Here is a 26,732-nt window from a genome sequence, read left to right as displayed (position 1 = left end):
CCGTGCGCACATCGCCCCGCGCATGGTCCGGTCCGCACGCTCCCGGCGAGCACGTGCCGCCGCGCGGATCCGGTACCCCTCCACCCTTCCACGGTTGCGCACCGGACGTCGGAGCGGCCGGAGCCGGCCATGCCGTCTCGTCCGGACCTTGCCCGGCCCGCGCCGCCGGCAAGATCCGGTGGAGACGGCCTACACGGTCCGGGTGCCGGGCAGGGCCAGCAGGACCAGGGGGTTCGTCGTCGGGGCGGCGGAACCGCCCTCGGGCTCCACGGTGACGCCGATCCCGGTGGCTCCGTGCACCGGGCCGGCCAGGAGGGCCGGGGCGTCGGGCCGCCCGGGATCCATCAGGCCCGCCGGGCGCATGCCGCCGTCCGGACCGGCGAACCACAGCTGGTAGACACGCCCCGCCGGGGGCGCCGCCATCCCGGAGGGCACGAACACCGCCCGGTCCCGCTCGCGGGAGAGCACCACCGTCCCCGTGCCGCCGTCCGCGATCCGGCCGGACGCCAGCCGGGCGTCGGGGGCGGACAGCACCCCGGCCAGCGCGGCCTCCCGGGCCTCGGCCGCCCGTGCCTGCTGCCGCGCGGCGTCCGCCCGTTGGTACTGCCAGGCCGCGACCCCGCCCAGCCCGGCCGCCACCGCCACGCAGGCGGCCAGGGCCCACCTGGCCCACCCCCGGCGCCGCGGAGCCCGGTGCCGGGCCGCCCCGGGCTCCGGTTCCGCGCCGGCGGGGAGCTCCCGGATCCGCCGCAACACGGCCTCGCGGAGCGCGGGCGGCGGCTCCACCGCGGCCGCCGCGCCCAGCAGGGCGGCCGTCGCCGCGAACTCCCGTACCTCCCGGGCGCAGTCCGGGCAGGTCTCCAGATGGGCCTCGAAGGCGGCGCGCTCCGGCTCCGGCAGTGCGTCCAGCGCGTAGGCCGCCGTCGCCCCGTGCGGGTTCTCCGTGCTCATCAGCCGCTCACCCCGAGACAGTCGCGCAGCCGCAGGAGACCGTCCCGCAGCCGCGTCTTCACGGTACCCAGCGGTACCGACAGGGTCTCGGACAGCTCGCGGCAGGTCCGCCCCCCGTAGTAGGCCAGGACCACCGACTGCCGCTGGAGGGCGGTCAGCCCCTCCAGACAGCGCCGCACCCGCGCGCGTTCCTCGTGCTCCAGCGCGGCCTCGGTCACCTCGTCGAACTCCGGCAGCGCCGCCTCCAGCCGCGCCGCCCGCCGTTCCCGGTCGGCCGAGGCCTGCGCGGAGCGCACCCGGTCCACCGCCCGCCGGTGCGCCATCGTCAGCACCCAGGTCCGTACGCCGCCCCGCTCGCGGCGGTACCGCCCGGCGGTGCGCCACACCTCGACGAACACCTCCTGGGTCACCTCCTCCGCCTGTGCCCGGTCGCGCAGCACGGCGCTCGTCACGCCGAGCACGGCCGGGCTCACCGCCTCGTACACCGCGACGAAGGCCGCCTCGTCGCCCCCGGCGACCCGGCCGAGGGCGACGGCCAGATCCTCCTCGGTCCGGGACCGTGTCATGTCGTTCACGCACCGATCCTCCGTGAGAGGAGGGGCCGTGGCGACCCCCGCCCGCCGCGTGGACGATTCGGAGCCACCGGGCCGTCGGCTCGGTCCCGTACGGGGGCGGGTCCGGCGGGGCGCTCAGGCACGGGGCCGGCCGGCCCGTTCCGCGGCCCGGCGGGCCATCTCCGCCAGACGGTCCCCGGCGTCCGACCCGGTCGGCCGGGTGGCCAGTTCGCCGCGTTTGCGCAGCTCCACCACGCCGTCGGTGAGCCGGTCCGGGTCGGTGGGGGCGGCGGGCCCGGGTAACCGGGCGTCCGTGGGGGCGTCGGTCCCGCGCACCAGGAAGGTCAGCAGCTCCAGGGCCGACGCCACCGGCGCCGCCGCCCGGCCGGACGGGTCCGTCGCCGTACCGGACGCGGTGGCCGCGCCCGCCGTACCGGACGCACCCGCCGTACCGGATGCGTCCGACGCGTCCGCGGTGCCCGCATCATCCGCCGCACCCGGTGCGGTGGCCGGGGGCCCGGGGGGCCGCTCCCGCTCGGTCTCGGACATCTCGCTGCACTCCTGTCGGCCTCTGGCCCGTGGGCGTCGGAAAGGGGCGGCCGCCGCAGCACCGCGGCGGCCGCCCCTCGGCACGTCCGGGCCAGTCAACCCAGCGCCTCCGCGGGGAGGGAGTCCTCGGATCCGATCTCCCCCGTCCGGGTAAGGCGAATCCCCCGGGAGGGTGAGTGCTACGGCGTGTCGCGAGCGCATCCGGATCCTGTGCGGTAAGTCCCGCGCGGTAGGTCAGCCCGCGGTCGCCGCCGGGAGGGTGGCGGCCACCGCGGCGGCCAGGGCGTACGGATCGCCGCGGGGCGTGGCCGGCGGACGGGTGGTGCGCCGCGCCCACTCCTCCTCGTACGCGTGCCAGTCGATCTCCGGGGGTGCGGTCCGCCGGGCCAGCGCCTTCTCCAGCGTGCCGAAGTACAGCTCCCACCGCCCGGCGTAGAACTCCCCGACCAGACCGCTCCATTCGCGGTTCGCGTAGTCGTGCAGGAAGCCCCCCTCGCTGGTGCCGCGGCGCCCCCACACGGTCAGGATCGAGCGCGCGTCGTACTCGTAGTGGTCCTTCTCGGCCTCCGTCGTGCCCCAGGAGCGGGCCGCGTCCAGCCAGCGGCCCAGCAGGAAGTTCGGGTCGGATCCGGTGAGCGCGTCCAACTGCGCCTCCCTCCAGGCCCATTGGGTGGCGAGCGTGCGCAGCAGCGCGGCGTTCCCCGCCCCGTAGGCCGCCCTGATCCGCGGCAGCAGCACCCGCGAGTGGTCGGCCAGGGCCTGCCGGGCGGTGTCCACCAGGTCGAACCGGTACGCGCTGGAGGAGCGCAGCCGCGGGGCAACCCGCAGCAGGTGGTCCAGGGCGCGGCGCACCGAACCCGCCGGGTAGCGCATGGACCTGGGGCTCCAGTGCCCGGCGCCGGCCGCCGTCAGCCCCGGCCGCGCGGTGAACAGGCTGTCCTGGGACTCCGACCACAGCCCCGAGGAGGTGCTGTACGGGCCCCGGCGCAGCTCATCCCAGGCTGCCGCGGCCTCCGGATCGGGCGCTCCGTAGCGGCGTGCGGCGAAGGCGCCGAACCAGGCCCGCTGGTCGATCGGCCCCGGCTCCCAGGCGAGGTCGGTGAACAGGCCGAAGGCCGCCGGATCGGTCCCGGCCGCCTCGGGCAGGTACGCGGTCCCCGCCAGCGCGCTGTTCCCCTTGGCGCGCCAGGCCGCGAACCGGTCGATCCACACCGAGGTGTTGGCGCCCACCGTCGTGTGCCCGCCGAAGTTGTGGATGCTGCCCATCGCGTACGGGACACCGCCCCAACGGGTCTCCCGGTCCAGGCGGTTGTACCGGTCGGACAGTCCGTCGAGGATCAGCAGCTTCGAGGTGTCCACCCCGGCGAGCAGCTCCGGCGTGGGGTCGTCCTGCCAGCCCAGCACCGCCCACAGGGCCCCCGGGTGCGCGGCGTGCAGGGCGCCCTGGACGGCCCGCGCGGCGGCCTTCACGTCCACCCGGCCCGTCCGTCCGCCCTCGTGCAGCGGGCTCATCCGGTACATCGTGCTGTCCCCGAAGACGGCCCGCTGCTCCGCGTAGTACGCGGCCGCGAGCCGCCCGGACACCGGTGAGGCCGGGTCCAGCCAGTCGGGCCGGGCGAACCCCGCCCAGTCGCCCTGTGCCACGGTGACCGCCCCCGGATTGCGGGCGGCGAACTCCGGCGGCACCGTGCCGAACCAGCCCGGCAGCACCGGGGTCATGCCGAGTCCGCGCAGCTGCTCGGCGACGCGCCCGCCCAGCGCGGCCCGCTCGCGCATCAGGCGTTCGGTGACCGGCCCGCCGAAGCCGCTCAGGTTCTGCAGCAGCCACCAGCTCTGGTGCGCGGGGCCGGGGATCCACTCGCGCAGCTCCCGCGCCGGGTACCCGAAGCCCTGGAGCGCCTTGTAGTACGGGTACTCGGCGCCGACCTGCACGAACACCTCGTTGACCCCGTGCAGGGCGAGCACGTCGATCTGCCGCCGGCGCTCCTCGAAGGAGCGGTACGCGCCCGCGTACCCGTCGTCGGTGTCGTTGAGCGCGTACCGGTGCGGGACGAGCGCGCTGCGGGTGACCGGCTCGGGCACCGCGGGCAGCGTCGCCGGCAGCATCCCGAGGCTGTCGCCCGGCAGGCCGATGTCCACCCCGGCGACGTGCCGCAGGTACCAGCCGACACCGGTGAGCAGCGTCGCGCCGGTGGAACCGCGCACGGTGACGGCGCCCGCGCGGCCGGAGACGGTGAAGGTGTCGGCGCCGGCCGCGGGGTCGGGCACGAGCGTGAACTGCCCCGCGTGGCGCGGCAGGAGCCGCGCCAGGGCGGCCCGCGCGGGCGCGGCGTCGAAGGTCCGGGGAGTCGCGCCGGGGCCTGGCGCCGAGGTCCGGGCATCCGGGCCGCCGCCGACCGCCCGCCGCACCGCGACCCCGCCCGTCACGGCGGCTCCGCGCCCGGCGGCTCCGGGCGTCACCTCCGCGGGCGTCACCTCCGCGGGCGTCACCTCCGCGGGCGTCACCGCCCCGGGCACCGCCGCCCCCGGCAGGGCGGCCCCCGGCCGGGCGGCCCTCGGTACCGCCGCCCCGCGCACCGCCGCCCCGGGTGCGGCTCCCGTGCCGGCGAGGGCCAGCAGTACGAGGGCCAGCACCGGCAGCGCCGGGCGTACACCGCGCCGGGCGCGGGGCGGCGGCTTCGTCATCGGGGCCCCGTCAGACCGGCAGCGACCAGGCCTGGTCGGCCCGGTGGTCACCGCAGGGGGCCAGCCGCAGCCGCTCGGCCGGGGCGTCCGGGGTCGAGGGCGCGGCCGGGGCGGTCAGGCACTGACCGCTCGTCTCCTCGACCAGGGCCCCGTCGCGCCGGTGGCGCCAGCTCTGCCCTGCCTGGCGTCCCGGGGCGCAGTCGGTCAGCTCCACGGCCGCGCTCCCGCCCGCCGCCAGGCACTTCCCGTCCAGCCGCACCCGTCCGCCGCCGCCCAGGGTCCAGCGCTGGTCGCCTCCGGCGGTGCAGCCGGCCAGCACGACGGCGCCGACGCCGCTGGTGTTGGCCCCGTCGGCGCACGCGGCCCCGAGGCCGTTGAGCTGACCGGTGGGCACGGGCTCGGCGCAGCCGTGCGGGGTGAGCCGCCAGACCGCCGTGTCGTGTGCGGCGAGCCGCCCGGTCAGCGCGTCGGAGACCGCGGCGGTCCGCCCGCTCCACAGGTCCTCGGCGTCCACCGTGCAGGCCCGCAGCCCGACGTCGGCCAGCGGTACCGAGACGTCCCGGGCGGCGCCGGAGCGGTTGAGCACGGCCACGGCGCGGTCGCCGTTCGCCAGCGGCCGGACCAGGACGTCGAAGGTGGCGTTCGAGGAGACGACCGAGCCCTGCCGGCCCATCGGGTCCTGGTCGAGGGCGATCAGGCGGGTGTTGCCGAGGGCCGCCAGGCCGCCCGGGGTCAGTCCGGAGACCTCGGAGGAGAGGATGAAGGGGGCCGCCATCATCGCCCACAGCCCGACCTGGCTGCGGCTCTCCGCGTCGGTCAGCCCCGGGGCGCCGGCGATCAGGAAGTCGGGGTCGTTCCAGTTGCCGGGGCCCGCGTACCGGCCGAGCCACCGGTTGTAGCCGTAGTTGCCGAGTACGGAGCTCCACCGCGAGGTGTCGGGGGCGGACGGCTTGTAGACCTTGATGTCGCGGCCCTCGCGCCACAGCTGGCCGGTCTCGCCGACCCAGTCGAGCACCTTGTGCCAGTCCGAGCCGCCCCATTCGCCCTGCTGGAAGTAGGCGGGCGCGGAGGCCGAGAGCACCATCGGGCGGCCGCTGTCGCGCAGCGCGCGGGCCACGGAGTTGTATGCGTCGCGGTAGGCCTCCTCCTTGGTCCTGCCGGGCGGCACCCACAGGTTGCAGCCGTCCATCTTCACGTAGTCCACGTCCCACGACGCGAACAGCAGGGCGTCGCGGGCGTAGTGGTCCGCGCCGCCGCCCTCGGGGGCGCCGCTGCCGGGGTAGCGCTCGCAGGTGAGTGATCCGGCGTCCTCGTAGATGCCGAACTTCAGCCCCTTGCCGTGCAGGTGCCCGCCGAGCCAGGCCATGCCGTGCGGGAACTTCGCGGTGTCGGCGACCAGGTTCCCCTGCGCGTCGCGGCTCTTCTCCATCCAGCAGTCGTCGACGGTCACCGTGTCGTAGCCCTTGGCGGCGAGTCCGCTGGAGACCAGCGCGTCCGCGTTGGCGACCACCGTGGCCTCGTCGACGTCGCACATGTAGTGCGCCCAGTTGTTCCACCCCATGGGCGGGGTGAGGGCGAGCGGGGTGTCCCGGGTCGCCGTCGGCTCGGCCGCCGCCGGGGCGGGGCAGAGCGCGAGGGCGAGCAGGGCGGCCGCGGTCAGGCAGGGGAGCGAGGCGCGCAGGCGAGGCGGCACGGGGTCTCCTTGACGTGGTGGCGTACCGGCGGGGGCGTTCGTGCGCCTAGTGCAGCGGTGCGACTACCCGCTGTCAACATAAGTCGATGTTTCCGCGTCAATGACCAGCAATATGGGTGTAGTCGAGAGTGCGGCCGAGGCACGCCGGCCGGGAGATACGGCGTATGTGCCACTGGCTGATACGCTGTATCTCATGCCGAGGAGATCCACCGCCCTGGACCGGGCGACACCGGAGGCCATCGCCCTCACCGCCCTGCGCGTCCTCGACGAGGAAGGTCCCGGAGCCCTGAGCTTCCGCGCCCTCGCCGACCGGCTCGGCGTCTCCCACGCCACCGTCCAGCGCCGCTGCGTCGATCTCGCCGGTCTGCTCGACCTGTGCACCGAACACCTCGCCGCCCAGCTCCCCGAGATCCCCGCCGGCACGGACTGGGCCGAGGCCACCGAGCGGCGGTTCGGCGCGCTCTACCGGCTGCTCACCGCCCACCCCGGACTCCTCGTGCTGCGCGGCGGCCGGCCCTGGCTCGGCCGCCAGCTGCTGGCCCGCCTCGTCGAACCGGCCCTCGCCGACAGCGTCGCCGCCGGGATGAGCGCCGCCGAGGCCATGACCGTCTACCGCCGCATGTACCTGCTCACCCTGGGCAGCGCCGCCTTCGTCGACCACCGGGACCCGGGCGCCGTCACCGCCGCCTCCCGCGCCGCGCTCGCCGCGCTGGATCCGGCCGAGTTCCCGGTGCTGGCCGGCGGGCTGGCCGACGTACTGCCCCCGCTGACCGACCACGAGGTGTACTACGGCGCCCTGCGCCAGCTCATCGAGGCCGCCCGGCCCGCCGTCTGAAAGGCAGTCCGACCATGGAACAGCAGCTCGACCACGCCGCCGTCCGCGCCGCCGCCCGCCGGGTGGCGGGGACGATCCGCCCCGCCGCCGTCGTGCCCGCCGCCGAAGGGGTCTGGTACGCCCTGGAGCACCTCCAGCACACCGGCTCCTTCAAGGCCCGCGGCGCCCACAACTTTCTCGCGGCCCACGGTGAGGCCGGCGCCCTGCCCGCCGCCGGCGTCACCATCGCCTCCGGCGGCAACGCCGGCCTCGCCTGTGCCTGGGCGGCCCGCGCGCACGGCGTCCCCGCCACCGTCTTCCTCCCCGCCAACGCGCCCCGCGTCAAGGTGGAACGCCTGCGCGGCTACGGCGCCGACGTACGGCTCGTGGGGGACCGCTACGCCGAAGCGCTGGCCGCCTGCCGGGAGTTCGCCGCCGACAGCGGAGCCCTGAGCAGCCACGCCTACGACCATCCCCTGGTGGCCGCCGGCGCCGGCACCCTGCTGGAGGAGATCCGGACCGCCCTGCCCGGCCTGGACACCGTCGTCGTCGCGGTCGGCGGCGGCGGTCTGTTCGCGGGCGTCGCCACCGCCGCCCGCGCCCACGGCGTACGGGTGGTCGCGGCCGAACCGGAGCACTGCCGCGCCCTGAACGCCGCCCTGGAGGCGGGCCGCCCCGTCGGCGTCCCCGTGGCCTCCGTGGCCGCCGACTCCCTCGGCGCCACCCGGGTCTCCGCCGACGCCCTGGCCGCCGCCCGCGCCGGGAACGCCACCTCGGTCCTGGTCCCGGACGAGGCCATCACCGCCGCCCGCCGGGCCCTGTGGGAGGAGCACCGCCTCGTGGTCGAGGCCGGCGCCGCCACCGCCCTCGCGGCCCTGCGCACCGCGGAAAAGCCCCTGGGCGAACGCGTCGCCGTCGTCCTGTGCGGTGCCAACACCGACCCCGCCGACCTCTGACCGGTACGGGAGCCCGATCCCCGCGGGCCGGCGACGCACCGCTCCGGCGACCGGACCTACGGGGCCTCCTGTCCGTCGCGGACGACGACCACCGTGCTCGCGGCGTACTGGACGACCTGCTGGCTCACCGAGCCCAGCAGGGCGCCCTTGATCCCGCCGTACCCGCGCGTGCCGACCACCGTCAGCTCCGCCTCCCGGGAGGCCTCCACCAGGACCTGGGCCGGCGGGCCCTGTTCGACCCGGCGGAAGACCGGGACGCCGGGCGAGGCGCCGACCGCCTCGGCGACGGTGTCCGCCAGCCGCTGCCGCGCCCCCTCCTCGGCGGACACCAGTTCCGCCTGCTCCGCGATGCCCACCGCGAACGGGTTGGTGTTCCACTGCCAGCTCATGACGGCGTGCACCCGGCTCCCGGTGGCCCTCGCCTGGCCCACCGCCCAGCGGAGGGCCTCCTTCGAATGGGCCGAACCGTCCACGCCGACGACGATCAGGGGCTCGATGGTCTCACTCACAGTGGGTTCCTCTCGGTTCGTCCGGATCGTCCTTCCCTCCCTGTATACACGGACGGGCGGATCCCGCCTCGAACGACGATCGTCGCGGCGGCCGAAGACTTTGGGGGACAGCGGAGACGGCCCGCCCGCTGCGAAGGTCGTCACGACGGCGGGAACGCGCCGGAACGCGACGGCACGGAGGAAACGGGCGATGGCTCAGCGCAAGGGATGTCTGATCGGCTGCGGCGTGGCGCTGGTGGTGGGGATCGGACTCGCCGTCGCGCTGTTCCTCGGCGTCTCCAAGGTCCTTGACGTGGCCGACAAGACCCTGGTCGACCCGAAGGTCTACGCGGAGGTCAAGGTCGGCGACCCGGAGGGCGAGGTCCGCGGCAGGCTGCCCTCCGGCGAGACCTTCGTCAAGGAGGCCCTCAAGGAGGGCGGTCCGGCCGAGCCCGCGGGCAGCACGTGCTCCTGGTACCTCTCCACCAGCGACAGCGGCGACGACGTGCTGCGCTTCTGCTTCAAGGACGGAAAGCTCGCGGACAAGGCCGAGTACCGCATGAAGTAGACCCCTTGCCGGGGCGTCACCCGCCTCCCGGCCGGCCGTCCAGCCGGGAGGCGGAGCGGGCCAGCCCCGCGGCGGCCGTGTCGCAGCGCAGGGCCAGCTCGTCCACGCGGGCCCGGAAGGCGTCCGCCTGCGCGCCCCTCCAGTCGAGGCGCTCGCAGGCGCCGCGCAGCCGCCGGGCGCGTTCGCGCAGCGCGGCGGCGTGGGCGCGCAGCCCCTCCGCCGCGTCGGGCCGCCCGCTCACGCCTGCTCCTTCCAGGGCGCGAAGGCGTTCGTCACCCCGGCCAGCGCGGGCCCCAGTTCGGGGTGGTGCCGCAGCAGCACCGTGACCATCGAGTTCCGGTCGATCCAGCGCAGCCCCTCCGGCGTGTACACCTCCGGCCGGTAGTCGGTGGTGAAGAAGCGGTCGCTCTTCAGGCGCCGGCTGGCCATCAGGATGAAGATCCGGAAGAGGGTGTCGCTGAACCCGAAGCCCGCCGGGCGGGGTTCGGCGAGGTTTCCGACGAGGGTGTCGACCCGGTCGAGCCGGCCGTCGTAGAGCTCCCGCAGCAGCGGGGTGTCGCCCGGGTGCCCGCCGGTGAGCTCCTCGAAGGAGGTGACGGGCCGCTTGCGCAGCATCTGCCGGTAGGCGTTGTAACGCGGGATGCCGCGCTCGCGGTCGCGCAGGATGTCCACGGTCCCGAGGTCGACGTGCTCGCCCGACAGGCGCTTGAGGTTGCGCAGCGCGTCCGGGTGGTTGTGCAGGACCAGGGCGCCGGGGTGGGTGACGCCGAAGGTGTAGAGCAGGTCGCTCGTCCCGTACGCGTCGACCGAGCTCCGGGTCGTGGCCCCCTGCATGTCGTCGAATCCGATGACCTTCCGCGTCCCGCCCCGCAGGTGGTCGCGGACGGTGATCTCGTCGGGGATCAGGGGGTGCAGCCGGTACGCCGAGACGAACTCCTCCGTCATGGAGAAGGGCGCGGCGTGGTGGTCGGTCCGCGAACCGAGGATGCCGCTCAGGGCCTCGCCGCCGATCCGGCCGAACCGGCGCGTCACCCAACGCGGCAGCAGGCCGTGCCAGTTGGCGTTCATCGACTGCCGCAGCACCGGGGTGTCGAGGATCCCCGGAGTCCACTCGACCGTGTGGATCTTCGCCATGAGGGCCGTGTTGACCAGCCGGGCCGTGTGGAAGAGCCGCTCGTCGTCCCAGGTGGGGTGGTGCGAACGGACCAGGTCGCAGATGGAGTTGTGCTCCTTCGCGAAGAGCGTGTGCAGCAGCGAGAGCCCGGCCCAGTAGTCGCTGTTCATGCCCGTGGCGTCCAGGCAGTCCATGCCCGGCCGCGGATCGGCCGGCAGCCGGCCGTCGTCGAGGATCAGGTGCCCGTGCTCCCCGGTGCGCAGCGAGCGGCAGCGGGCCTCGTCCGAGCCGTAGATCTGCGAACCGTCCCACCAGTGGGTGACCGTGTTCTCGTACGTCGGCGGGGCGCCGGGCGTGGTGTGGGAGACCGGGTCGGGACGGGTGCGGTTCACCCGCATCGGGCAGCCGCCGGTCTGCTCCTCCCAGTCGTCGTCCGCGGCGAGCGGGACGGTGAACGGCTTCGCCTCCTCGTTGTCGCCGTGGTTGGCCCAGCCGTGGTTCTGGAACTGGATCCACGCCGCGGCCAGCAGGTTCAGCGTCGGTGCCGGGACGAATCCCCGCCGGGCCAGCAACTGCCGGCTGACCTCGCGGGGGCTGGGCGCCATCAGGTCCTCCCCGTCGGGGAAGGCCATGTGCAGCGGCGCGTTGCGGTCCAGCCGGGTGCCGACCCGGCCCATGTCCACGTCGTACGGGTCGTAGCCCGAGCCGTCGTACGAGCGGTACGGCGCCGGCTGCGCGGTGGGGCGCCGGTCGCGTTCGCCGCCCGCGCCGAAGGTGTCGTAGAGGTTGTGCCGGCGCAGGTCCTCGCGGAGCACCGCCAGGTTCAACAAGCCGATCGGAGCGGGCAGTTCGTGCCACTCGTAGCTGCGGTTGATCAGGGAGAAGGCGGCGGACTCCAGCCGTTCCAGAACCCCGGGCGGCCCGTACGGCTCCGGGGACGGGGACGGGGACGGGGACGGTGGCGCCGGGTGCGGGCCGCCGTCCGTGTTCCCGTCCCGCCCCCGCGCCCCCGGGGGCGTCGGGGGAGCGGTCTGCTCGGCGGTCCGGGGGGTGGTCTCGGTCATCGGGGTCCTCAGCGGTCGTGGAGGGTGAAGAGGTGCGTGCCGGTGACCCGGCCGCGGAACGGCGCGAGTTCGGAGTCGACGTGCGCCCGCGCGTGCGGGACGTCGTGTTCGAGGTTGTGCGCGTACCGCTCGGCGGCGTGGCACAGCGGGAAGGCGTGGGTGTCGTCGGCCCAGGTGAACTCGGTGAACCCGGCGGGCGGCGCGTACGGGGAGACCGCCGAACGCCCTTCCAGGCTGGGCACGATGTCGTGCTCGTTGACCAGGGACACGACCCGGGTCCGCGGGTCGGCGGCCCGCTTGTGGTCGACGGGCGAACCGATCGCGATCACGTGCGTGACCGTGTACAGCGCGTTGAAGTCCCGGCTCGACGCCAGGTTCATGGCGGTGATCCCGCCCTGGCTGTGGCCGACCAGGGCCACCTCCGTGCCGGAGGGGACCAGGCGGCGCAGCGCCTTGACGACCGCCCGGGTGTACGGGGTCTCGCGGGCGCCGACCGCGTCGATGGCGCCCACCAGGTCCTGTGGGCTCTCCGCGTTGAACGCCTTGCCCATCCCGGCCAGTTGCACGACGTGGCGGCCCACGCCGTCCGGCCCGGCCACCTGCTGCACCAGCAGCAGGCCGGCGGTGCCGATGCGCCCGATGTTGCGGACGTAGCCCACGATGGAGCCGGAGGTGTCGAGGTCCGCCAGCAGTTCGGCCGACGCGGTGTGCGGTTCGGCCCGGCCCGCGCCCCGGTCCAGCACCGACCAGAGCGCCGCGCTGATCCCCAGGAAGTAGTCCGAGGTCAGGGGGCGGCCCGTGGCGATCTGCCAGCCCGCGTTGTCGTTGAAGGGGTTCTCGTCGGTCAGCGCGTTCCAGGCCATGATGTCGGCGAAGGACGGCGCCAGCAGCGCCAGCGCGTACTCGGCGCCCTTCTCCGTCAGCAGTCCCTTGAACACCCGTACCGCCTCGGCCTGCCGGTCCTCGTCGATGGCGCGCAGCACCCTGGAGGTGGTCGGGTTCTCCAGTAGTTCCGGGTGGCGCACCGACGCCGCCCGGATCCGGGCCTTGAGCCCCTCGACGGCCAGACTCACCGCCAGGCTCTCCCTGCTGGTCAGTACGCCGGCCAGCCAGAGCGCCCCGGCCAGCGGGTGACGGCCGTGCGGGGCCCAGCCGAAGCCCCGGGCGTCCGTCAGCGCGGACACCAGCTCCCGCCGGTTGCCGCGACGGCGGCGGGGGCCGGCCGTGGCGGGCGCCGGACGCGGGGCCAGGGCGACGCGGGAGGCGTAGCGGGCGGCCTCCCGCACGGCGTCGGCGGCCTCGGCCAGCTCGGCGCAGACCGCGTGCAGCGAGGCGACGTCCGGTTCGGTCACGTACGGGACGGCTGGGGGCATGACACTCCCTCTCTGGGGCCCGGTGCGCCTCCGGGGCGGCCGGGCCCTGGCTCACGGGTCGGTTCAGCGGCGGGTGAGGCGCAGGCGGAGGGCGGCCGTGTCGAGGATCCCCGGCAGCGGGCGTGCCACGTCGAGGGCCGGGCGGGCCGCGGTGATGCGGTGGCCGCGCAGCACCTCGGCGCAGACCAGGGAGGTCAGCAGCAGGGCGATGTGCTCGCCCGGGCAGCGTGCCCCGCCGTGGCTGAACGGGGCCACCCGGGTGTCCCCGTGCACGTCCGGTACCAGCCAGCGGCCGGGTGCGAAGAGGTTGCCGCCGTCGACCTGTTCGGGATCGCGCTGGTGGAAGCCCATCGGGACGAGGACGTTGGTCCCGGCCGGGTAGCGCACCCCGCGCCACTCGGTCTCGGTACGGGTGACCCGTACCAGGTCCGGGACGATCGGGTACAGCCGGACCGACTCCTCCAGGCAGGCCCGTAGCCGCGGCAGCCCCGCCGTCCCGGCCGCCGCGTCGGCGTGCGCCGCCTCCTGCTCCGCGGGGTGGTGCGCCAGCAGGAACAGGGTGCGCAGCACCACCGGCGCGGCGAGGTCCACGCCGAGCAGCCAGTGATGGGTCTGCCCGAGCGGGTCCGTGCCGTCCGGCGAGGGCTCGCTCAGCGCGCGGGCCGCCAGGGTGTGGGCGGGCGCGGAGGCGGCGTACCGCGCGATCCGGTCCTCGACCTCGGCGTAGAGCGCCTTCGCCGCCTCCGGGCGCCTGCGGCCCATCCAGTTGGCGTGCCCGCGCAGGGTCACGAGCCGGTCGGACAGCTCCTGGTCCTCGGCGGCCTGGTCGCCGAGGACCACTCGCCGGGAGATGCGGGTCATGGCCTTCCAGAACAGCGGGAACCCGACGGCGCTCCGCTCGGTCAGCCGCCGGCACTCCTCCTCGACGACCGTACGGAACTCCTCGCAGGAGGGGTGCACCGGCCGGTCGGCGGCGAGCGCCCGGTCGTTGACCCGCCGCCGGTCCTCGCGTACCGGGCCGTGCGAGCAGATCACGCCGGTCGGCTCGAACACCGAGAGGCTGTCGTACTTGTCCTTCGCGTCCATGGCGAGCGTGGACACCGGCTCCTCGAAGAACCGCCGGACGTCGGCCTGGTCCAGCAGCACCAGCATCTCGCCGGACAGCGCCCGCACCATGACGGGCGCCCCGCGGTGGCGGGCCCGCATGGCGCGCAGCGTCGCGTTGGACCAGGCGGGCTGGTTGACGCGGGAGTACAGGGACATCACCCCGAACCGGGGGTTGGCGACGCCCCGGACGAACACGGGCAGGGTGTGCGTGGCGACGAAGCGGACGGTCTCCGCCAGCCCCGCCCGGACGGGGGGCAGCGGGGCGGGCGCCGGGCGGGCGGCGGACCCGGTCCCGGCGGCCCGGGGGGCTCCGGAGGGGCGGCGCCCGGCGGCTCCGGTCCCGGTCTCGGCGGACTGGGTCATGACGTGACCACCTTTCCGGGGTTGAGGAGGTTCCGCGGATCGAAGAGCCGCTTGAGGCCCCGCTGCAACTCCAGCGACACGGGCCCCAGTTCGCGCTCCAGCCAGTCCCGCTTCAGGGTGCCGACGCCGTGTTCCCCGGTGGTCGTGCCACCCAGGGCCAGACCGGCCTCCATGATGTCGTCGTACGCCGACCGGGCGCGGGCCGACTCGTCCGCGTCGGACTCGTCGAAGACCACGGTGGGGTGCAGGTTCCCGTCCCCCGCGTGGCCGAGGGTGAAGATCTGCAGCCGGTGCTGCGAGGCGATCCGCTCGATCTGCCCGACCAGCTCCGGCAGCGCGGACCGCGGCACCGCCACGTCCTCGATGAACGCGGTCAGCCCGCCGCCCCGGGAGGCCATGTACGCCGCGAGCGCCGGACTGACCAGCCGGCGCGCCTCGATGATCTCCCGGGCCTCCTCGGCGGTCGCGGCGGTGGCGATGTGGTCGGCCCCGGCCTCCTTGCAGAGCAGCTCCATGGCGGTCAGGTCCGACGAGGGGTCGGCGCCGTCGCTCTCCACGATCAGCGTGGCGGCGCTCCCGGTGCGCAGCAGCCGGTGGCGGCCGAGGTCCACGACGGCCTCCGTGGTGGCCCGGTCGAGGAGTTCCAGCGCGGACGGGGTGTGCCCGGCGGCGGTGATCGCGGCGACGGCCTCGCCGGCCGCCTTGAGGGAGGGGAACTGCGCGAGGAGGGAGAGGGCCGGCGGCCGGGCGGGCCGCAGGGCGAGGGTGGCCCCGACGACCACGGCCAGGGTGCCCTCGGAGCCGACGACCAGCCGGGTGAGGTCGTAGCCGGCGACGCCCTTGACGGTGTCCCGGCCCGTGCGCAGCCGGCGGCCGTCGGGGAGGACGAGGTCCAGGCCGAGGACGTAGTCGGCGGTGACCCCGTACTTGACGCAGCAGATGCCGCCCGCGCCGGTGGCGATGTTCCCGCCGATGGTGCAGTGCTCCCAGGAGGCGGGGTCCGGCGGGTACGTCAGCCCGTGCCCGGCGACGGCGTCGGCCAGGCGGCGCGTGGTCACCCCCGGTTCGCAGCGCACCAGCCGGTTGGCCGGGTCGACGGAGAGGATCCGGTCCATCGCGGCCGTGGACAGCACGATGCAGCCGTCGACCGCGTTCGCGGCGCCCGCGAGCCCGGTCCGGGCGCCCTGCGGCACGACCGGCACGCCGAGCGCGTAGGAGGTGCGCATGACGTGCGCGACCTGCTCGGCGGTCCGGGGGACGGCGACGACGGCCGGGGTCCCGCACGCGGAGAAGGGCGCGGAGTCCCGGGAGTGCGCCGCCAGCACCGCCGGGTCGGTGAGCAGGGCCTCGTCGGGGAGCTCGGAGCGGAGCGCGGACAGCAGGAGGGGCGTGTCGGTGGTGGGGGGCATGCCGGCCTTCCGGGACGGTGCGGGGTGAGTGCGGGGGGTGCCTCGGGGCCTGGGGCTACATCGAGGGGAGTTCGGTGGCTACGGGCACGTCGATGAGCACCGGGCCGTCCTGCTGGAGGGCCGACTCCCGTACGAGCTTGGTGAGTTCGCCCGCGCCGGTCGCCCGGTGGGCCGGTACGCCGTAGCCCGTGGCGATGGAGGTGATGTCCAGGCCCGGGATCTCCAGGCCGGGCGCGCCCTGGGCCCGCTCGACCTGGGCGAACCACTGGAGGATGGCGTAGCGCTGGTTGCTCAGGACGACGAAGGTCGCCGGGATCCGGTAGGCGGCGGCGGTCCACAGCGCCTGGACGGCGTAGTGGGTCGAACCGTCACCGATGACGCAGACCACCGGCCGGTCGGGGGCGCCGAGCTGCGCTCCGACGGCCGCGGCGAGACCGAAGCCCAGTCCACCGCCCGCGGTGAAGAGGAAGGAACCGGGGGTGCTGATCCGGGTCGCGTCGTGGAACTGGCCCAGGTTGGACGGCGATTCGTTGATCCAGAGGGTGTTCTCGGGGGCGCCCTGGGCGATCGCCGACATCGCGGCGAGCGGGGTCAGCATCCCGTCCGTCTCCGCGTAGGAGACGGCCCGCTCGATGCGCGGCGCGGCCTCCTGGGCCCGCCGCTCCGGCAGCTCCGCCAGCAGCGCCCGTACGGTCAGCGCCAGGTCGGCGACCAGGGCGTCCCCGACGGGGGCGCGGGCCGCCTCCTCCGCGTCGCGGGTGAGCTGCACCAGCTCGGCGCCCTCGGGCAGGTAGGCGCCGGGGACGTACGGGTAGTAGCAGAACACCGGGGCGCCGATGACGAGGACCAGGTCGTGGCCCTCCAGGCAGCGCGCGAGCGGCGCGATGGCCGGCGGCAGCGTCCCCCGGTAGCGGGGATGGGACTTGGGGAACGCGCACCGGCCCTCGGTGGGCGCCGACCACACGGGCAGCCCGGTGCGGTCGGCCAGGGCCACGACCGCGTCCCAGGCCCCGCCCGCGTCCACGTCGTTGCCGACGACCAGGACGGCGCTGCGGGCACCCGCCAGGCGGGCGGCCAGCGCCCTTACCGCCTCGGCGGACGGCACGGCCGCATGGGTGACGGTACGGGCGGCGGTCCGCTGCGCGGCCCGGTCCTCGGCCTCGTCGATCACCACGTCGAAGTCGTCCATCGGCAGCGAGACGAACACCGGTCCCTGCGGCGGGGTTTCGGCGATCTGGGCCGCGCGGGCGAGGGCCGGCGCCACGTCGGCCGGGCGCGGCGGCTCGTACGCCCACTTGACGGCGGGCTGCGGCAGGAGGGTGGACTGCGGATTGGCCAGCAGGGCCTCCATGGTGAGCATCGCGCGGACCTGCTGGCCGGCGGTGACCACCATCGGGGTCCGGTTCGCACGGGCGTTGAGGATCGCGCCCATGGCGTTGCCCGTACCCGGGCCGGTGTGCAGGTTGACCAGGGCGGTGGTGCCGGAGGCGAGGGCGAAGCCGTCGGCCATGCCCACGACGACGGCCTCCTGCAGGCCCAGTACGTAGCGGAAGTCGTCGGGGAAGTGCTTGAGCATGGGCAGTTCGGTGGAGCCCGGGTTCCCGAACACCGTGGTCATCCCGCGTGTGCGCAGGACGTCCAGGACCGACTCGCGGACCGTACGCATGGGGTTCCTTAGCGGAGCAGACGGAAGCAGTGGGTGATCAATGCATCACATTGCGTTGATCAAGGCAAAACCCATGATCCGTTCGGGTCGGCCGTGCAGAACCCCCTGCCGGCCACCCGCTCCGCGTGTTACGGCCCGCCCCGGCCGGCCGTCTCCCGGGACGGGGGACGCGTCGACCACCCGGACGGTGGACGTCCCGTGTGCGCGGGGTTGACCGTCCGGGCGTCGCCCGGGGAACCGGCTACCCCGGCAGCCTGCTGCCCCGCATCCAGTGCCGGCCGGTGCTCCAGCCCAGCAGCCGGCGGGCCCGGCCGGCCTCGGCGGTGCCGTCCGCACCGAAGGATCCGCCCCCGGCCACCAGGCGGAGCCCGGCGAGGGCCGGGGCCAACAGCGTCCGTACGTGCCCGGACCGGCGCGCGGCCTCCGCCTCGATCCAGGCCAGGACCGCCTCCCGCTCCGCCGCTTCGCACAGCGAGAGGTGGAACAGCATCTGCCGCCACGCGTACGCCGCGTCCTTGATCGTGGGCATCGGGCGCGGGTTGCCCTCCACCCGGGCCAGCAGCCGGCACACCGTCCCGAAGCAGTCCCGCGCCGGCCGTGCCCAGCCGGGCTGCGGCGCGATCCGGGCCCGCGCGGCCAGGGTGGCGAGGTTGTGCGTGGTCAGGATCTGGGCCTGCTCGATCACGGTGCCGTTCGCCGCCGTGGACCAGCCCGGGGATCCCGTACCCGCCCGCTGCGCGCACAGCGCGGCGAACTCCGGCGCGGTGCGGGCCGGGTGGCCGCGCAGCGCGCTGTCGGCGGCCTGCGCGACCGCCATCCGGCGCACCGCCGCGTAGTCGATGCCGTAGTAGCGCGCGTACAGGCTCCCTTCCAGGAGGTCGGCGGCGATCCGCGCGGCGACGAGGAACTTCGGGCTGAAGGTCCCCATGAAGATGTCGGCGGCGAGCTCCTCCACGAACGGCGCGCCCAGCTCCGCCCGCCGGGAGAGCTCGCCCAGCTCACGCACCAGGGGATTGGGCAGCACGGTGGCCGGGAAGGCGCACACGGCCAGCTCGCCGAGCCGCCGCAGCGCCTCCTCGGCCGGCTCCCGGTCGGCCGGTCCGTCCGAGAGGCCGTCGGCGAGGTCGCCCGCGAGTTCGCCGGAAACGGCCCGGACCCAGGGGAGTTCCCCGATCCGCACCTGGTGTTCCAGATTGAGCAGCAGCAGGGAGCGCCGGCGCCGGAAGGCGCGGTACGTCGCCGCCATCAGGGTCCGCAGCGGCGCGTCCGCGTACCGCTCGGCGGTGACCGCGGCGACGAGCTGCGGCACCAGCGCGGCCAGCACCTCGGCGGACGGCACCACCCCGTGCTCCACGAGCACCTCCAACGGGGCGCTGAGCGCGCCGCGGACGACGGCGGCGACGGCCGGCGGCACCACCGCACCCTCGGGCAGCCCGGTCTCCCCGGCCTCGCGCCCGCTCACCGGAGCCACCGCGGCCTCCGGGTCCGGGATCCCGCGCTCCCCGTCGAGGGGGGCGATCCGCCGCAGCACCAGCGCGGCCAGCGCGTGGTGCGAGGGCAGCGCCGCGTGCTCGGCCCGGGCCCGACGAAGCCGGGTGTGCGCGGGGGAGCCGGGTACGCCGCGCTTGGCGACCATCGAGGAGACGGCGACCCGCAGCAGCCCGGCAAGGCGGGGCGCGAGGGCGCGGCCCGCGAGTTCCTCCTCCAGGGCGCGGCGCAGGATCGCCGCGTTCGACTTCGGGTCCAGGTGCTTGGTACAGCGGGTGTGCGCGGCGGCGAGGCCGGCGTACCGGGCCAGCAGCGCGGCCCCCTCGGCGCGCCAGCCCGGCGGAGGCGCGTCCGGCCCGGCCGCCGCCAGCCGGTGCGCGAGCAGTTCGTCCTCGAACGGCCGCCATACGGACAGGGCTTCGCGCTGCGCCTCCACCCCCGGGTGGGGCTTGCGGCGGGCCAGCGCGGCGGCGGCCTCGCCCGCGGTGCGGCGGTGCAGGCAGTCCACGCCGGGCGCGGGCCGCTCGGCGGGCCGCGGGGCGAACCGCAGCCGGTCGGCGAACGGGCCGATCTCCGCGACGAGTTCGGCGGCGGAGTCGAACCGGCCGGCGCGCACCAGCCACGCCACCGTCGCCAGCGCCGCCTCCTCGGGCGCGTGCACCTCGTAGCGGCCGCTGTCGAGCAGGGACCACAGGTCGCGCAGGCCGTCCTCGGTGAGGTGGTGGGCGAAGAGGTCCGACCGGGTCGCGGGTACGCCGGCCCGCCGGGCGGTCTCCTTCTCGTGGGGCAGCAGCGGCCCGCCCGCCGCGGCCGAGCCGGTCGCGAAGCCTCCGGTGACCACGTCCGGCGTGACCCAGGCGGGCAGTGTGGCGACGGGGGTCCGCGATCCGATGGACAGGGTGCCCCCGGCCATGCCGGACAGGACGTCCCGCCACTGGCGGGCACGGGCCCCGGCCCGTTCGCGGGTGGCCGCGTCCTCGTGGGTGAGCGAGGTCCGCAGGGCCCGGGCGAGCCGGTCCGCCGCGTAGGACGGGGACGCGGAGACGGACGGGGACGGGTGCGGGAGCTGCTGGTCAGCGTGTGCGTTCATGGCCGGCGTGGCAGGTTCTGCCCCTGCGCCCTCCGGGAAGGAAGCCCGGTGCTCTGCTGCTGAGCTACACGCCGTCGTTCGCCACGAACGTAGGCGGTGGGACGGCTCCGCACAACGTGTTTTGTGCGGGCGGCGGGGCGGGCGGGCCGAACCCGTGGGTAAAGCGGTTTCGCGAGCGCGGGGATAAAGCGCATTAGTACCGGCCCGGAACAACCGTCGATAAGAAGTCAAACACTGACGCGCAATCATCTTCGTTATTGAACCGATACCTTCGTGGGGAAGCCTTGAACTAAAGCGCATCAGTCCAGGTCAATGACGGGTGTGGCGAAGGCCTGAAGGCGCCGTCGAGGTCACCTGTCTCGTTTCGGGACGTATGTGCCGTCGGCCAGCTGGCTTTCGGGCTCGTTGACGGGGTCCCGGTTTCCGGACAGCGTGGGCGGAGCGTTCCGGCAGCGAGGCCGGAACTCCCCCGGAAGGCGGCGACGATGACTCGTTCACAGCTGACCCGTACGGCCCTCGCCACGCTGGTGGCCGGATCCCTCCTCTCCCTCTCCGCCTGCGGCCTCGGCGGCGCGGGGGACACGAAGGAGGCGGAGAAGACCGGCAGGGTGGCCGGGGAGATCACCTTCCGCACCCTCCAGCTCAAGCCGGTGTACACCGGATACGTCCAGGGGGTCATCGACTCCTTCGAGAGGAAGTACCCGGACGTCAAGGTGAAGTGGGAGGACGTCCCGGGCGACGGCTACAACGAGAAGCTCGTCGCCGACGCCCAGGCCGGAGCCCTCCCCGACGTGGTCAACCTCTCCACGGACTCCTTCCAGCTGCTCGGCGACCGCGGCATGCTCGCCGACGTCGCCACGCTCGACGCGGCCGTCGCCAAGGACTACGTCCCCGGCGCCTGGGAGCAGTTCAGACTCCCCGGCAAGGGCGACGGCGTGTACGCCTACCCCTGGTACGTGACCCCCGAGATCCTCACCTACAACCAGGACCTCTTCCGCGAGGCCGGCCTCGACGCGGACAAACCCCCCACCACCGTCGAGCAGTTCTTCGACTACGCCGAGCAGATCGCCGCCCGCTCCGGCGGCCGGTACTCCGCCTTCATGGCCGACCCCAAGGGCCGGCTGCCCGGCGACTGGCAGAAGATGGGCGTCCCGCTCCTGAACGCCTCACGGGACCGCTTCACCTTCGACACCGACCAGGCCGTCGCGTGGGCCGAGCGGATGAAGGACCTCTACGCCAAGGGCGCCATGCCCAAGGAGTCCCTCCTCAAGGCCGACGACATCAACCAGCTCTACGGCGGCGGCAAGCTGGTCTTCGGCCCCGGCTCCCCGGGCTTCGTCAAGGACATCAGGCTCAACGCCCCCCGGATCTACGCACAGACCCGCGTCGCCGGCGCGGTCACCGGCACCCTCGGCCACATCGGCATCTACGCCCAGTCCCTCGGCATCAGGAAGGACACCCGGCACCCGGACGCCGCCGCCGAGTTCGCCAAATGGGTGACCAACGGCCCCAACCAGGTGGAGTTCTCCAAGAAGGCCACCATCTACCCCTCCAACGCCAAGGGCCTGGCCGACCCGTACTTCTCCGACGCGGGCGACGGCAAGGACGCCGAGACCCTCGCCCGTGCGATCGGTGCCCGACAGCTCGCCACCGCCGACCTGGACGCCAACACGCCCGTCGAGTGGACCAGTCAGGTCGGCGACGCGGTGGCGCGCGAGATGCAGAAGGCCGTCAAGGGGGAGGAGGACGCCCGGACGGCGGTGCGCAGGGCCCAGGAGGAAGCCAACCGGCTGCTGGCCGCGACGGTGCGGAAGTGACCGCGGCCGCGACCCCGGCCCCGCCCGCGACCCCGGCAGCGGCCCGGGACGGCGGGCGCGGGCGCGGGCGCGGGCGCCCGCGCGCGGCGGATCGGGCGACGGGGGCCGACACGGGACTGCCCCACCGCAGGTGGTGGACCCCCTACCTGTTCCTCGCCCCCGGCCTGCTGATGGTGGTCCTGTTCAGCCTCTGGCCCTTCGTCAACACCGTCGTCCTCTCCTTCACCGACGCCCAGATCCTGCGCGGCGGCTCCTTCGTCGGCTTCGACAACTACACCCGCGCCTTCGCCGACCCCGACTTCTGGGTGGCCACCGGCAACAGCGTGCTCTACCTGGTCGTCGTCGTTCCCTGTCTGGTCCTGCTGCCGCTGGCCCTCGCGGTCCTCGTCCGCACCGAGGTTCCCGGCATCGGCTTCTTCCGTTCCGCCTTCTACACCCCGGTGATCGCCTCGGCCGTCGTCGTCGGCCTGATCTGGCAGTGGGTGCTGCGCAGCGACGGGCTCGTCAACACGGTCTTCGAGCGGATCGGCGTGATCTCCGGGCCGATCCCCTTCCTCACCGACAGCACCATGCTGCTGGTCTCCGCGATGATCGTGACCGTGTGGAAGGGCCTCGGCTACTACATGGTGTTCTACCTGGCGGCCCTCGGGAACGTGCCCGCCGCGCTCTACGAGGCGGCCGCCCTCGACGGCGCCGGCCCCGTACGCCGCTTCTTCAGCATCACCGTCCCGCAGGTGAAACCGATGATGCTGCTGGTCGGCACCCTCTCCGCCATCTCGGCCCTGCGCGTCTTCACCGAGATCTACATCCTGGGCGGGGAGAGCGGCGGCCCCGGCGGCGGGTCCCGCACCCTGCCCTTCCTCATCCGGCAGGTCGGCCTCGGCTTCTCCGGGGAGACCGGCTACGCCAGCGCCCTCTCGATCCTGCTGTTCCTGCTGACACTGGTCTTCAGCCTGCTGGGACGCCGCCTGTCGAAGGGGGACGAGGAGTGAGCGCGCACGCCCCCTCCCGGGAGGTCCGCCGGCGCCGGCTGCTCGGGCTCGCCGCCCGGTACGCGACGCTGCTGCTGATGCTCGCGGTCGTCCTCGGGCCGATCGTCTGGCAGTTCCTGACCTCGCTCAGGGGCCGCACCGAGAACGTCTACGACGGCGTGCTGCCCTCCCGGCCCACCCTCGACAACTACCTCCGCGTCGCCGAGTCCTTCCCGCTCCTGCCGTACGTGGGCAACACCCTCACCGTGGCGCTCCTCGCGATCACCTCGAACATGCTCTTCGCGGCGATGGGCGGCTACGCCCTCTCGCGGGCCGGGTGGAAGGGCCGCAGGACGGTCTTCACCCTCCTGGTGGCCACCCTGATGTTCCCCTTCGAGTCCGTCATGATCTCGATGTTCCTCACGGTCCGGGAGATGGGCCTGGTCGACACCCTGATCGGGGTCTGGCTGCCGGGAGCGGTCTCGGTCCTCAACATCATGGTCATGCGTGCGGCCTTCCTGGCCGTCCCCAGGGAGATCGAGGAAGCCGCGGTCCTGGACGGGGCCAACGAGTGGACCCGCTTCACCCGGGTCTTCCTCCCGACCGCCAAGGGGGCCCTCGCCGTCGTCTGCATCACCAGCTTCATGGGCGCCTGGGACGACTTCCTCTGGCCGCTGCTGGTCCTCACCGACAGCGAGCACTACACCCTCCAGCTCGGCCTGAAGACCCTCGCCGGCGCCACGACCACCAGCGACCAGCGGATCATCGCGGCCGGAGCCATGGCCGCGTTCGTGCCGATGATGCTGCTCTTCTTCGCCCTCCAGCGTTTCTTCTTCAAGGGGGTGGGCGAGGGAGCGGTCAAGACCTGACCCGTCCGGGTTCCCTGGACCACCCGGGCCACCGGGTGGTCCGAGTCACCCGGTCCGCCCGTTCGCCGTCCCGCGCCGTCCGACCCTCCGTCCACGGGAGCCGCCGTCATGCACGACGACCGCAACATCACCGAACACCGCCTCCGCCGGGTCCTGCACGAACGCATCAAGCCCGCCGTCCGCACCCGCCCGGTCCCGCTCACCGTCGAGCGCTGGGAGGCCCCGGGCGAGCCCGTCCCCGTCGACGAGGCCCTGGCCGCCCCCTACCGGCCCTGCGCCGCCGGCGACGCGTGGGGCCCCGCCTGGGGCACCACCTGGTTCAGGGTCACCGGCTCCGTACCGGCCGACTGGGCGGGCCGTACGGTCGAGGCCGTCCTCGACCTCGGCTTCGACCGGATGATGCCGGGCTTCCAGTGCGAGGGACTGGTCCACCGCCCCGACGGGAGCGAGGTCAAGGCCCTCAACCCGTACAACGACTGGGTGCGGGTGGCCGACGCGGCGGCCGGCGGCGAACGCGTCGAGTGGTACGTCGAGGCCGCCTCCAACCCGGTCCTGGTCGACCACGCCCCCACGTACGAGGGCGACCGGCTCACCAGCGCGGATCAGCCCCTGTACCGGATCGCCCGGATGGACCTCGCCGTCTTCGAGACCGAGGTGTGGGAACTCGTCCAGGACCTCGAAGTCCTGTACGACCTGATGACCCAGCTCGACGGGTCCGACGCCCGCCGCCACGCGATCCTGAGGGCCGTCGACTCCGCGCTGGACGAGGTGGACCTCGCCGATGTCCCCGGCACGGCCGCCGCCGCCCGCTCCCGCCTCACCGCGGTGCTCGCCGCCCCCGCGAACGCCTCCGCGCACCGGATCAGCGCGGTCGGTCACGCCCACATCGATTCGGCCTGGCTGTGGCCGTTGCGCGAGACGGTGCGCAAGGTGTCCCGGACGGCGTCCAACATGGTCGCCCTGATGGACGAGCACCCCGAGTTCGTCTTCGCCATGTCGCAGGCCCAGCAGCTCGACTGGATCAAGACCCACCGGCCCGAGCTCTTCGAACGGGTCAAGAAGAAGATCGCGGACGGGCAGTTCGTGCCGGTGGGCGGCATGTGGGTGGAGTCCGACACCAACATGGTCGGCGGCGAGGCCATGGCCCGCCAGTTCCTCTACGGCAAGAAGTTCTTCCTCGACGAGTTCGGCATCGAGACGCGCAACGTCTGGCTGCCCGACTCCTTCGGGTACACCGCCGCCCTGCCGCAGATCGTCAAACTCTCCGGCTCCCGCTGGTTCCTGACCCAGAAGATCTCCTGGTCGCAGGTCAACGCCTTCCCCCACCACACCTTCTGGTGGGAGGGCATCGACGGCACCCGCGTCTTCACCCACTTCCCGCCCGTCGACACCTACAACAGCGACCTCGGCGGCGCCCAGCTCGCGCACGCCGCCCGCAACTACCGCGAAAAGGGGCGGGGTTCGCGTTCGCTCGCCCCCTTCGGCTGGGGCGACGGCGGTGGCGGCCCCACCCGTGAGCACCTGGCCCGGGCCCGCCGCCAGCGCGACCTCGAAGGTTCCCCGCGCGTGGAGATCGAACGCCCCGACGCCTTCTTCGAGAAGGCCCACGCCGAGTACGGGGACGCGCCCGTCTGGGCCGGGGAGCTGTACCTGGAGCTGCACCGCGGCACGTACACCTCCCAGGCCAAGACCAAACAGGGCAACCGGCACAGCGAATCCCTGCTGCGCGAGGCCGAGTTGTGGGCGGCCACGGCAGCCGTGCGCGTGCCCGGTTCCGGTTACCCGTACGAGGACCTGGAGCGCCTCTGGAAGACCGTCCTGCTCCACCAGTTCCACGACATCCTGCCCGGCTCCTCCATCGCCTGGGTCCACCGCGAGGCGCGCGCGACGTACGCGGAGGTACGGGAGGAACTGCGCGGGATCGTCCTGGCCGCGCAGCTGGCCCTGGCCGGGGAGGGCACCGCCGAGCTGGTCTTCAACTGCGCCCCGCACACCCGGCGCGGCATCCCGGCGGGCGGCGCGGGCGTGCCGCGGGAGGAGGGGCGGCCGGTCACCGTGGAGGAGCGGCCCGACGGCGGGCACGTCCTGGCCAACGGGCGGCTGCGGGTGGAGATCGACGGCCGCGGGCTGATCGTGTCCGCGTACGACCTTCGGGCGCGCCGCGAGGCGGTGGCCCCCGGAGGGGCCGCGAACCTGCTGCAGATCCACCCCGACTTCCCGAACATGTGGGACGCGTGGGACATCGACGCCTTCTACCGCAACCGCGTCACCGACCTCGTGGAGGTGGACGCCCCGCCCCTGGTGGAGGCCGGACCGGACGCGGTGACGGTCCGTGTCCGCCGGTCCTTCGGCCGCTCCACGGCGGTCCAGTCGATCACCCTGCGGGCCGGGGCCAAGACGGTGGACATGGTGACGGAGGTGGACTGGCGTGAGAGCGAGAAGTTCCTCAAGGCCGCCTTCCCGCTGGACGTGAAGGCCGAACGGTCCGCCTCCGAGACCCAGTTCGGGCACGTGTACCGGGCGACCCACACCAACACCTCGTGGGAGGCGGCCAAGTTCGAGATCTGCGCGCACCGGTGGATCCACGTGGCGGAGCCGGGGTGGGGCGCCGCCGTCCTCAACGACTCCACGTACGGCCACGACGTGACGCGCGACGTGCGGCCGGACGGCGGACAAACCACCACGGTCCGCCTCTCCCTCCTGCGGGCCCCGCGCTATCCGGACCCGGAGACCGATCAGGGCGTCCACACCCTGCGCTTCTCGCTGGCGCCGGGCGCGCGGATCGAGGACGCGGTGCGCGAGGGCCACGCGCTGAACCTGCCGGAACGGGTGGTCCCCGGCGCGGGCCCGGTCACCCCGCTGATCGCGGTCGACGAGGACGCGGTCGTCGTCGAGGCGGTCAAACTGGCAGAGGACCGCAGCGGCGACGTGATCGTCCGCCTCTACGAATCCCGCGGCGGCCGCGCCACCGCCACCCTCACCCCGGCCTTCCCGATCACGGCGGCGGTCGAGAGCGACCTCCTCGAACGCCCCCTGGACGGCGCGGCGGTGGGCGCGCCGGCCCCGGACGGCGCCACCGTCCTCACCCTGCGCCCGTTCCAGATCGTCACCGTCCGGCTGTGCCGCCGCCGTGAGTAGGCTGT

General features: G+C 74.4%; 20 protein-coding genes and 1 tRNA gene. 7 read left to right on the top strand and 14 right to left on the bottom strand.

The window, feature by feature from the left end; translation table 11 throughout:
• Positions 1-189 precede the first annotated feature (189 nt).
• The 5 genes from ACZ5D2_RS08065 to ACZ5D2_RS08045 form a co-directional block, all read right to left on the bottom strand.
• Positions 190-951 carry an anti-sigma factor gene (locus ACZ5D2_RS08065; RefSeq protein ID WP_468928058.1) on the bottom strand — a complete coding sequence of 254 codons (762 nt, stop codon included), beginning with the start codon at positions 949-951 and terminating at the stop codon, positions 190-192.
• Entirely contained in the window at positions 951-1,517 is a 567-nt protein-coding gene (sigK, locus tag ACZ5D2_RS08060; RefSeq protein ID WP_371681102.1) for an ECF RNA polymerase sigma factor SigK, read from the bottom strand. The genes ACZ5D2_RS08065 and sigK overlap by 1 nt, the downstream gene beginning before the upstream one ends.
• Positions 1,518-1,640: 123 nt before the next feature.
• Entirely contained in the window at positions 1,641-2,054 is a 414-nt protein-coding gene (locus tag ACZ5D2_RS08055) for a hypothetical protein (protein ID WP_468928056.1), read from the bottom strand.
• A gap of 234 nt (positions 2,055-2,288) precedes the next feature.
• Positions 2,289-4,739: an alpha-N-acetylglucosaminidase gene (locus ACZ5D2_RS08050; protein ID WP_468928053.1), complete on the bottom strand. Its 2,451-nt coding sequence runs from the start codon at positions 4,737-4,739 to the stop codon at positions 2,289-2,291.
• A gap of 10 nt (positions 4,740-4,749) precedes the next feature.
• Positions 4,750-6,432, bottom strand: a complete 1,683-nt coding sequence (locus ACZ5D2_RS08045; RefSeq protein WP_468928050.1) for a ricin-type beta-trefoil lectin domain protein — start codon at positions 6,430-6,432, stop codon at positions 4,750-4,752.
• A gap of 193 nt (positions 6,433-6,625) precedes the next feature.
• Here ACZ5D2_RS08045 and ACZ5D2_RS08040 point away from each other — a divergent pair, with 193 nt between their 5' ends.
• Both ACZ5D2_RS08040 and ACZ5D2_RS08035 read left to right on the top strand, forming a co-directional pair.
• Positions 6,626-7,267: a TetR/AcrR family transcriptional regulator gene (locus tag ACZ5D2_RS08040; RefSeq protein ID WP_266845812.1), complete on the top strand. Its 642-nt coding sequence runs from the start codon at positions 6,626-6,628 to the stop codon at positions 7,265-7,267.
• Between the two features lie 14 nt (positions 7,268-7,281).
• On the top strand, positions 7,282-8,202 hold the full coding sequence (locus ACZ5D2_RS08035) for a serine/threonine dehydratase (RefSeq protein WP_468928047.1): 921 nt from the start codon (positions 7,282-7,284) through the stop codon (positions 8,200-8,202).
• 56 nt (positions 8,203-8,258) lie between these two features.
• On the opposite strand, the gene ACZ5D2_RS08030 is transcribed toward ACZ5D2_RS08035, so the two are convergent.
• Positions 8,259-8,711, bottom strand: coding sequence for a universal stress protein (locus ACZ5D2_RS08030; RefSeq protein WP_371675605.1), 453 nt, complete (start codon positions 8,709-8,711; stop codon positions 8,259-8,261).
• Between the two features lie 190 nt (positions 8,712-8,901).
• Here ACZ5D2_RS08030 and ACZ5D2_RS08025 point away from each other — a divergent pair, with 190 nt between their 5' ends.
• Positions 8,902-9,258: a hypothetical protein gene (locus tag ACZ5D2_RS08025; RefSeq protein WP_371675604.1), complete on the top strand. Its 357-nt coding sequence runs from the start codon at positions 8,902-8,904 to the stop codon at positions 9,256-9,258.
• Positions 9,259-9,274: 16 nt separating this feature from the next.
• On the opposite strand, the gene ACZ5D2_RS08020 is transcribed toward ACZ5D2_RS08025, so the two are convergent.
• The 8 genes from ACZ5D2_RS08020 to ACZ5D2_RS07985 all read right to left on the bottom strand — a co-directional run bounded on the left by ACZ5D2_RS08020 (position 9,275) and on the right by ACZ5D2_RS07985 (position 20,006).
• Positions 9,275-9,499, bottom strand: a complete 225-nt coding sequence (locus ACZ5D2_RS08020) for a hypothetical protein (RefSeq protein ID WP_468928044.1) — start codon at positions 9,497-9,499, stop codon at positions 9,275-9,277.
• Positions 9,496-11,436 carry a peroxidase family protein gene (locus ACZ5D2_RS08015; RefSeq protein WP_468928041.1) on the bottom strand — a complete coding sequence of 647 codons (1,941 nt, stop codon included), beginning with the start codon at positions 11,434-11,436 and terminating at the stop codon, positions 9,496-9,498. Before ACZ5D2_RS08015 ends, ACZ5D2_RS08020 begins: the two co-directional genes overlap by 4 nt.
• 8 nt (positions 11,437-11,444) lie before the next feature.
• A complete protein-coding gene (locus ACZ5D2_RS08010; protein ID WP_468928038.1) occupies positions 11,445-12,809 on the bottom strand; it encodes a hypothetical protein in 1,365 nt (454 codons plus the stop codon).
• A gap of 63 nt (positions 12,810-12,872) precedes the next feature.
• Entirely contained in the window at positions 12,873-14,279 is a 1,407-nt protein-coding gene (locus ACZ5D2_RS08005; RefSeq protein WP_371675600.1) for a cytochrome P450, read from the bottom strand.
• Positions 14,276-15,688 carry an FAD-binding oxidoreductase gene (locus ACZ5D2_RS08000; RefSeq protein ID WP_371675599.1) on the bottom strand — a complete coding sequence of 471 codons (1,413 nt, stop codon included), beginning with the start codon at positions 15,686-15,688 and terminating at the stop codon, positions 14,276-14,278. The genes ACZ5D2_RS08005 and ACZ5D2_RS08000 overlap by 4 nt, the downstream gene beginning before the upstream one ends.
• A 55-nt stretch (positions 15,689-15,743) precedes the next feature.
• Entirely contained in the window at positions 15,744-17,354 is a 1,611-nt protein-coding gene (gene mdlC / locus ACZ5D2_RS07995; RefSeq protein ID WP_371675598.1) for a benzoylformate decarboxylase, read from the bottom strand.
• Positions 17,355-17,595: 241 nt separating this feature from the next.
• Positions 17,596-19,932: an ATP-binding protein gene (locus tag ACZ5D2_RS07990; RefSeq protein WP_468928032.1), complete on the bottom strand. Its 2,337-nt coding sequence runs from the start codon at positions 19,930-19,932 to the stop codon at positions 17,596-17,598.
• Positions 19,932-20,006: transfer RNA gene (locus ACZ5D2_RS07985), tRNA-Gly, on the bottom strand. The genes ACZ5D2_RS07990 and ACZ5D2_RS07985 overlap by 1 nt, the downstream gene beginning before the upstream one ends.
• 411 nt (positions 20,007-20,417) lie before the next feature.
• Here ACZ5D2_RS07985 and ACZ5D2_RS07980 point away from each other — a divergent pair.
• From ACZ5D2_RS07980 to ACZ5D2_RS07965, 4 genes are all read left to right on the top strand, one after another.
• Positions 20,418-21,749, top strand: coding sequence for an ABC transporter substrate-binding protein (locus ACZ5D2_RS07980; RefSeq protein WP_371675596.1), 1,332 nt, complete (start codon positions 20,418-20,420; stop codon positions 21,747-21,749).
• On the top strand, positions 21,746-22,741 hold the full coding sequence (locus ACZ5D2_RS07975; protein ID WP_371675595.1) for a carbohydrate ABC transporter permease: 996 nt from the start codon (positions 21,746-21,748) through the stop codon (positions 22,739-22,741). The genes ACZ5D2_RS07980 and ACZ5D2_RS07975 overlap by 4 nt, the downstream gene beginning before the upstream one ends.
• Entirely contained in the window at positions 22,738-23,589 is an 852-nt protein-coding gene (locus ACZ5D2_RS07970) for a carbohydrate ABC transporter permease (protein WP_468928027.1), read from the top strand. Before ACZ5D2_RS07975 ends, ACZ5D2_RS07970 begins: the two co-directional genes overlap by 4 nt.
• Before the next feature lie 108 nt (positions 23,590-23,697).
• The gene (locus tag ACZ5D2_RS07965) at positions 23,698-26,727 is read left to right on the top strand and encodes an alpha-mannosidase (RefSeq protein WP_371675593.1); all 3,030 of its coding nucleotides are present in this window, start codon (positions 23,698-23,700) and stop codon (positions 26,725-26,727) included.
• The last annotated feature ends 5 nt before the right edge of the window (positions 26,728-26,732 follow it).

Source organism: Streptomyces sp. NPDC031479, assembly GCF_055581065.1.
The sequence above is the reverse complement of the archived record's forward strand: the minus strand, read 5'-3'. Positions and strand labels throughout refer to the sequence as shown.

Bases quoted from the DNA above. Each gene is read 5' to 3' on its own strand.
- ACZ5D2_RS07980 (WP_371675596.1), top strand. From the start codon at position 20,418: ATGACTCGTTCACAGCTGACCCGTACGGCCCTCGCCACGCTGGTGGCC.
- ACZ5D2_RS07990 (WP_468928032.1), bottom strand. From the start codon at position 19,932: ATGAACGCACACGCTGACCAGCAGCTCCCGCACCCGTCCCCGTCCGTC.
- sigK (WP_371681102.1), bottom strand. From the start codon at position 1,517: ATGACACGGTCCCGGACCGAGGAGGATCTGGCCGTCGCCCTCGGCCGG.
- ACZ5D2_RS08035 (WP_468928047.1), top strand. From the start codon at position 7,282: ATGGAACAGCAGCTCGACCACGCCGCCGTCCGCGCCGCCGCCCGCCGG.
- ACZ5D2_RS08005 (WP_371675600.1), bottom strand. From the start codon at position 14,279: ATGACCCAGTCCGCCGAGACCGGGACCGGAGCCGCCGGGCGCCGCCCC.
- ACZ5D2_RS08010 (WP_468928038.1), bottom strand. From the start codon at position 12,809: ATGCCCCCAGCCGTCCCGTACGTGACCGAACCGGACGTCGCCTCGCTG.
- ACZ5D2_RS08050 (WP_468928053.1), bottom strand. From the start codon at position 4,739: ATGACGAAGCCGCCGCCCCGCGCCCGGCGCGGTGTACGCCCGGCGCTG.
- ACZ5D2_RS08015 (WP_468928041.1), bottom strand. From the start codon at position 11,436: ATGACCGAGACCACCCCCCGGACCGCCGAGCAGACCGCTCCCCCGACG.
- ACZ5D2_RS08065 (WP_468928058.1), bottom strand. From the start codon at position 951: ATGAGCACGGAGAACCCGCACGGGGCGACGGCGGCCTACGCGCTGGAC.
- ACZ5D2_RS08025 (WP_371675604.1), top strand. From the start codon at position 8,902: ATGGCTCAGCGCAAGGGATGTCTGATCGGCTGCGGCGTGGCGCTGGTG.
- ACZ5D2_RS08055 (WP_468928056.1), bottom strand. From the start codon at position 2,054: ATGTCCGAGACCGAGCGGGAGCGGCCCCCCGGGCCCCCGGCCACCGCA.
- ACZ5D2_RS08000 (WP_371675599.1), bottom strand. From the start codon at position 15,688: ATGCCCCCCACCACCGACACGCCCCTCCTGCTGTCCGCGCTCCGCTCC.
- ACZ5D2_RS08040 (WP_266845812.1), top strand. From the start codon at position 6,626: ATGCCGAGGAGATCCACCGCCCTGGACCGGGCGACACCGGAGGCCATC.
- mdlC (WP_371675598.1), bottom strand. From the start codon at position 17,354: ATGCGTACGGTCCGCGAGTCGGTCCTGGACGTCCTGCGCACACGCGGG.
- ACZ5D2_RS07965 (WP_371675593.1), top strand. From the start codon at position 23,698: ATGCACGACGACCGCAACATCACCGAACACCGCCTCCGCCGGGTCCTG.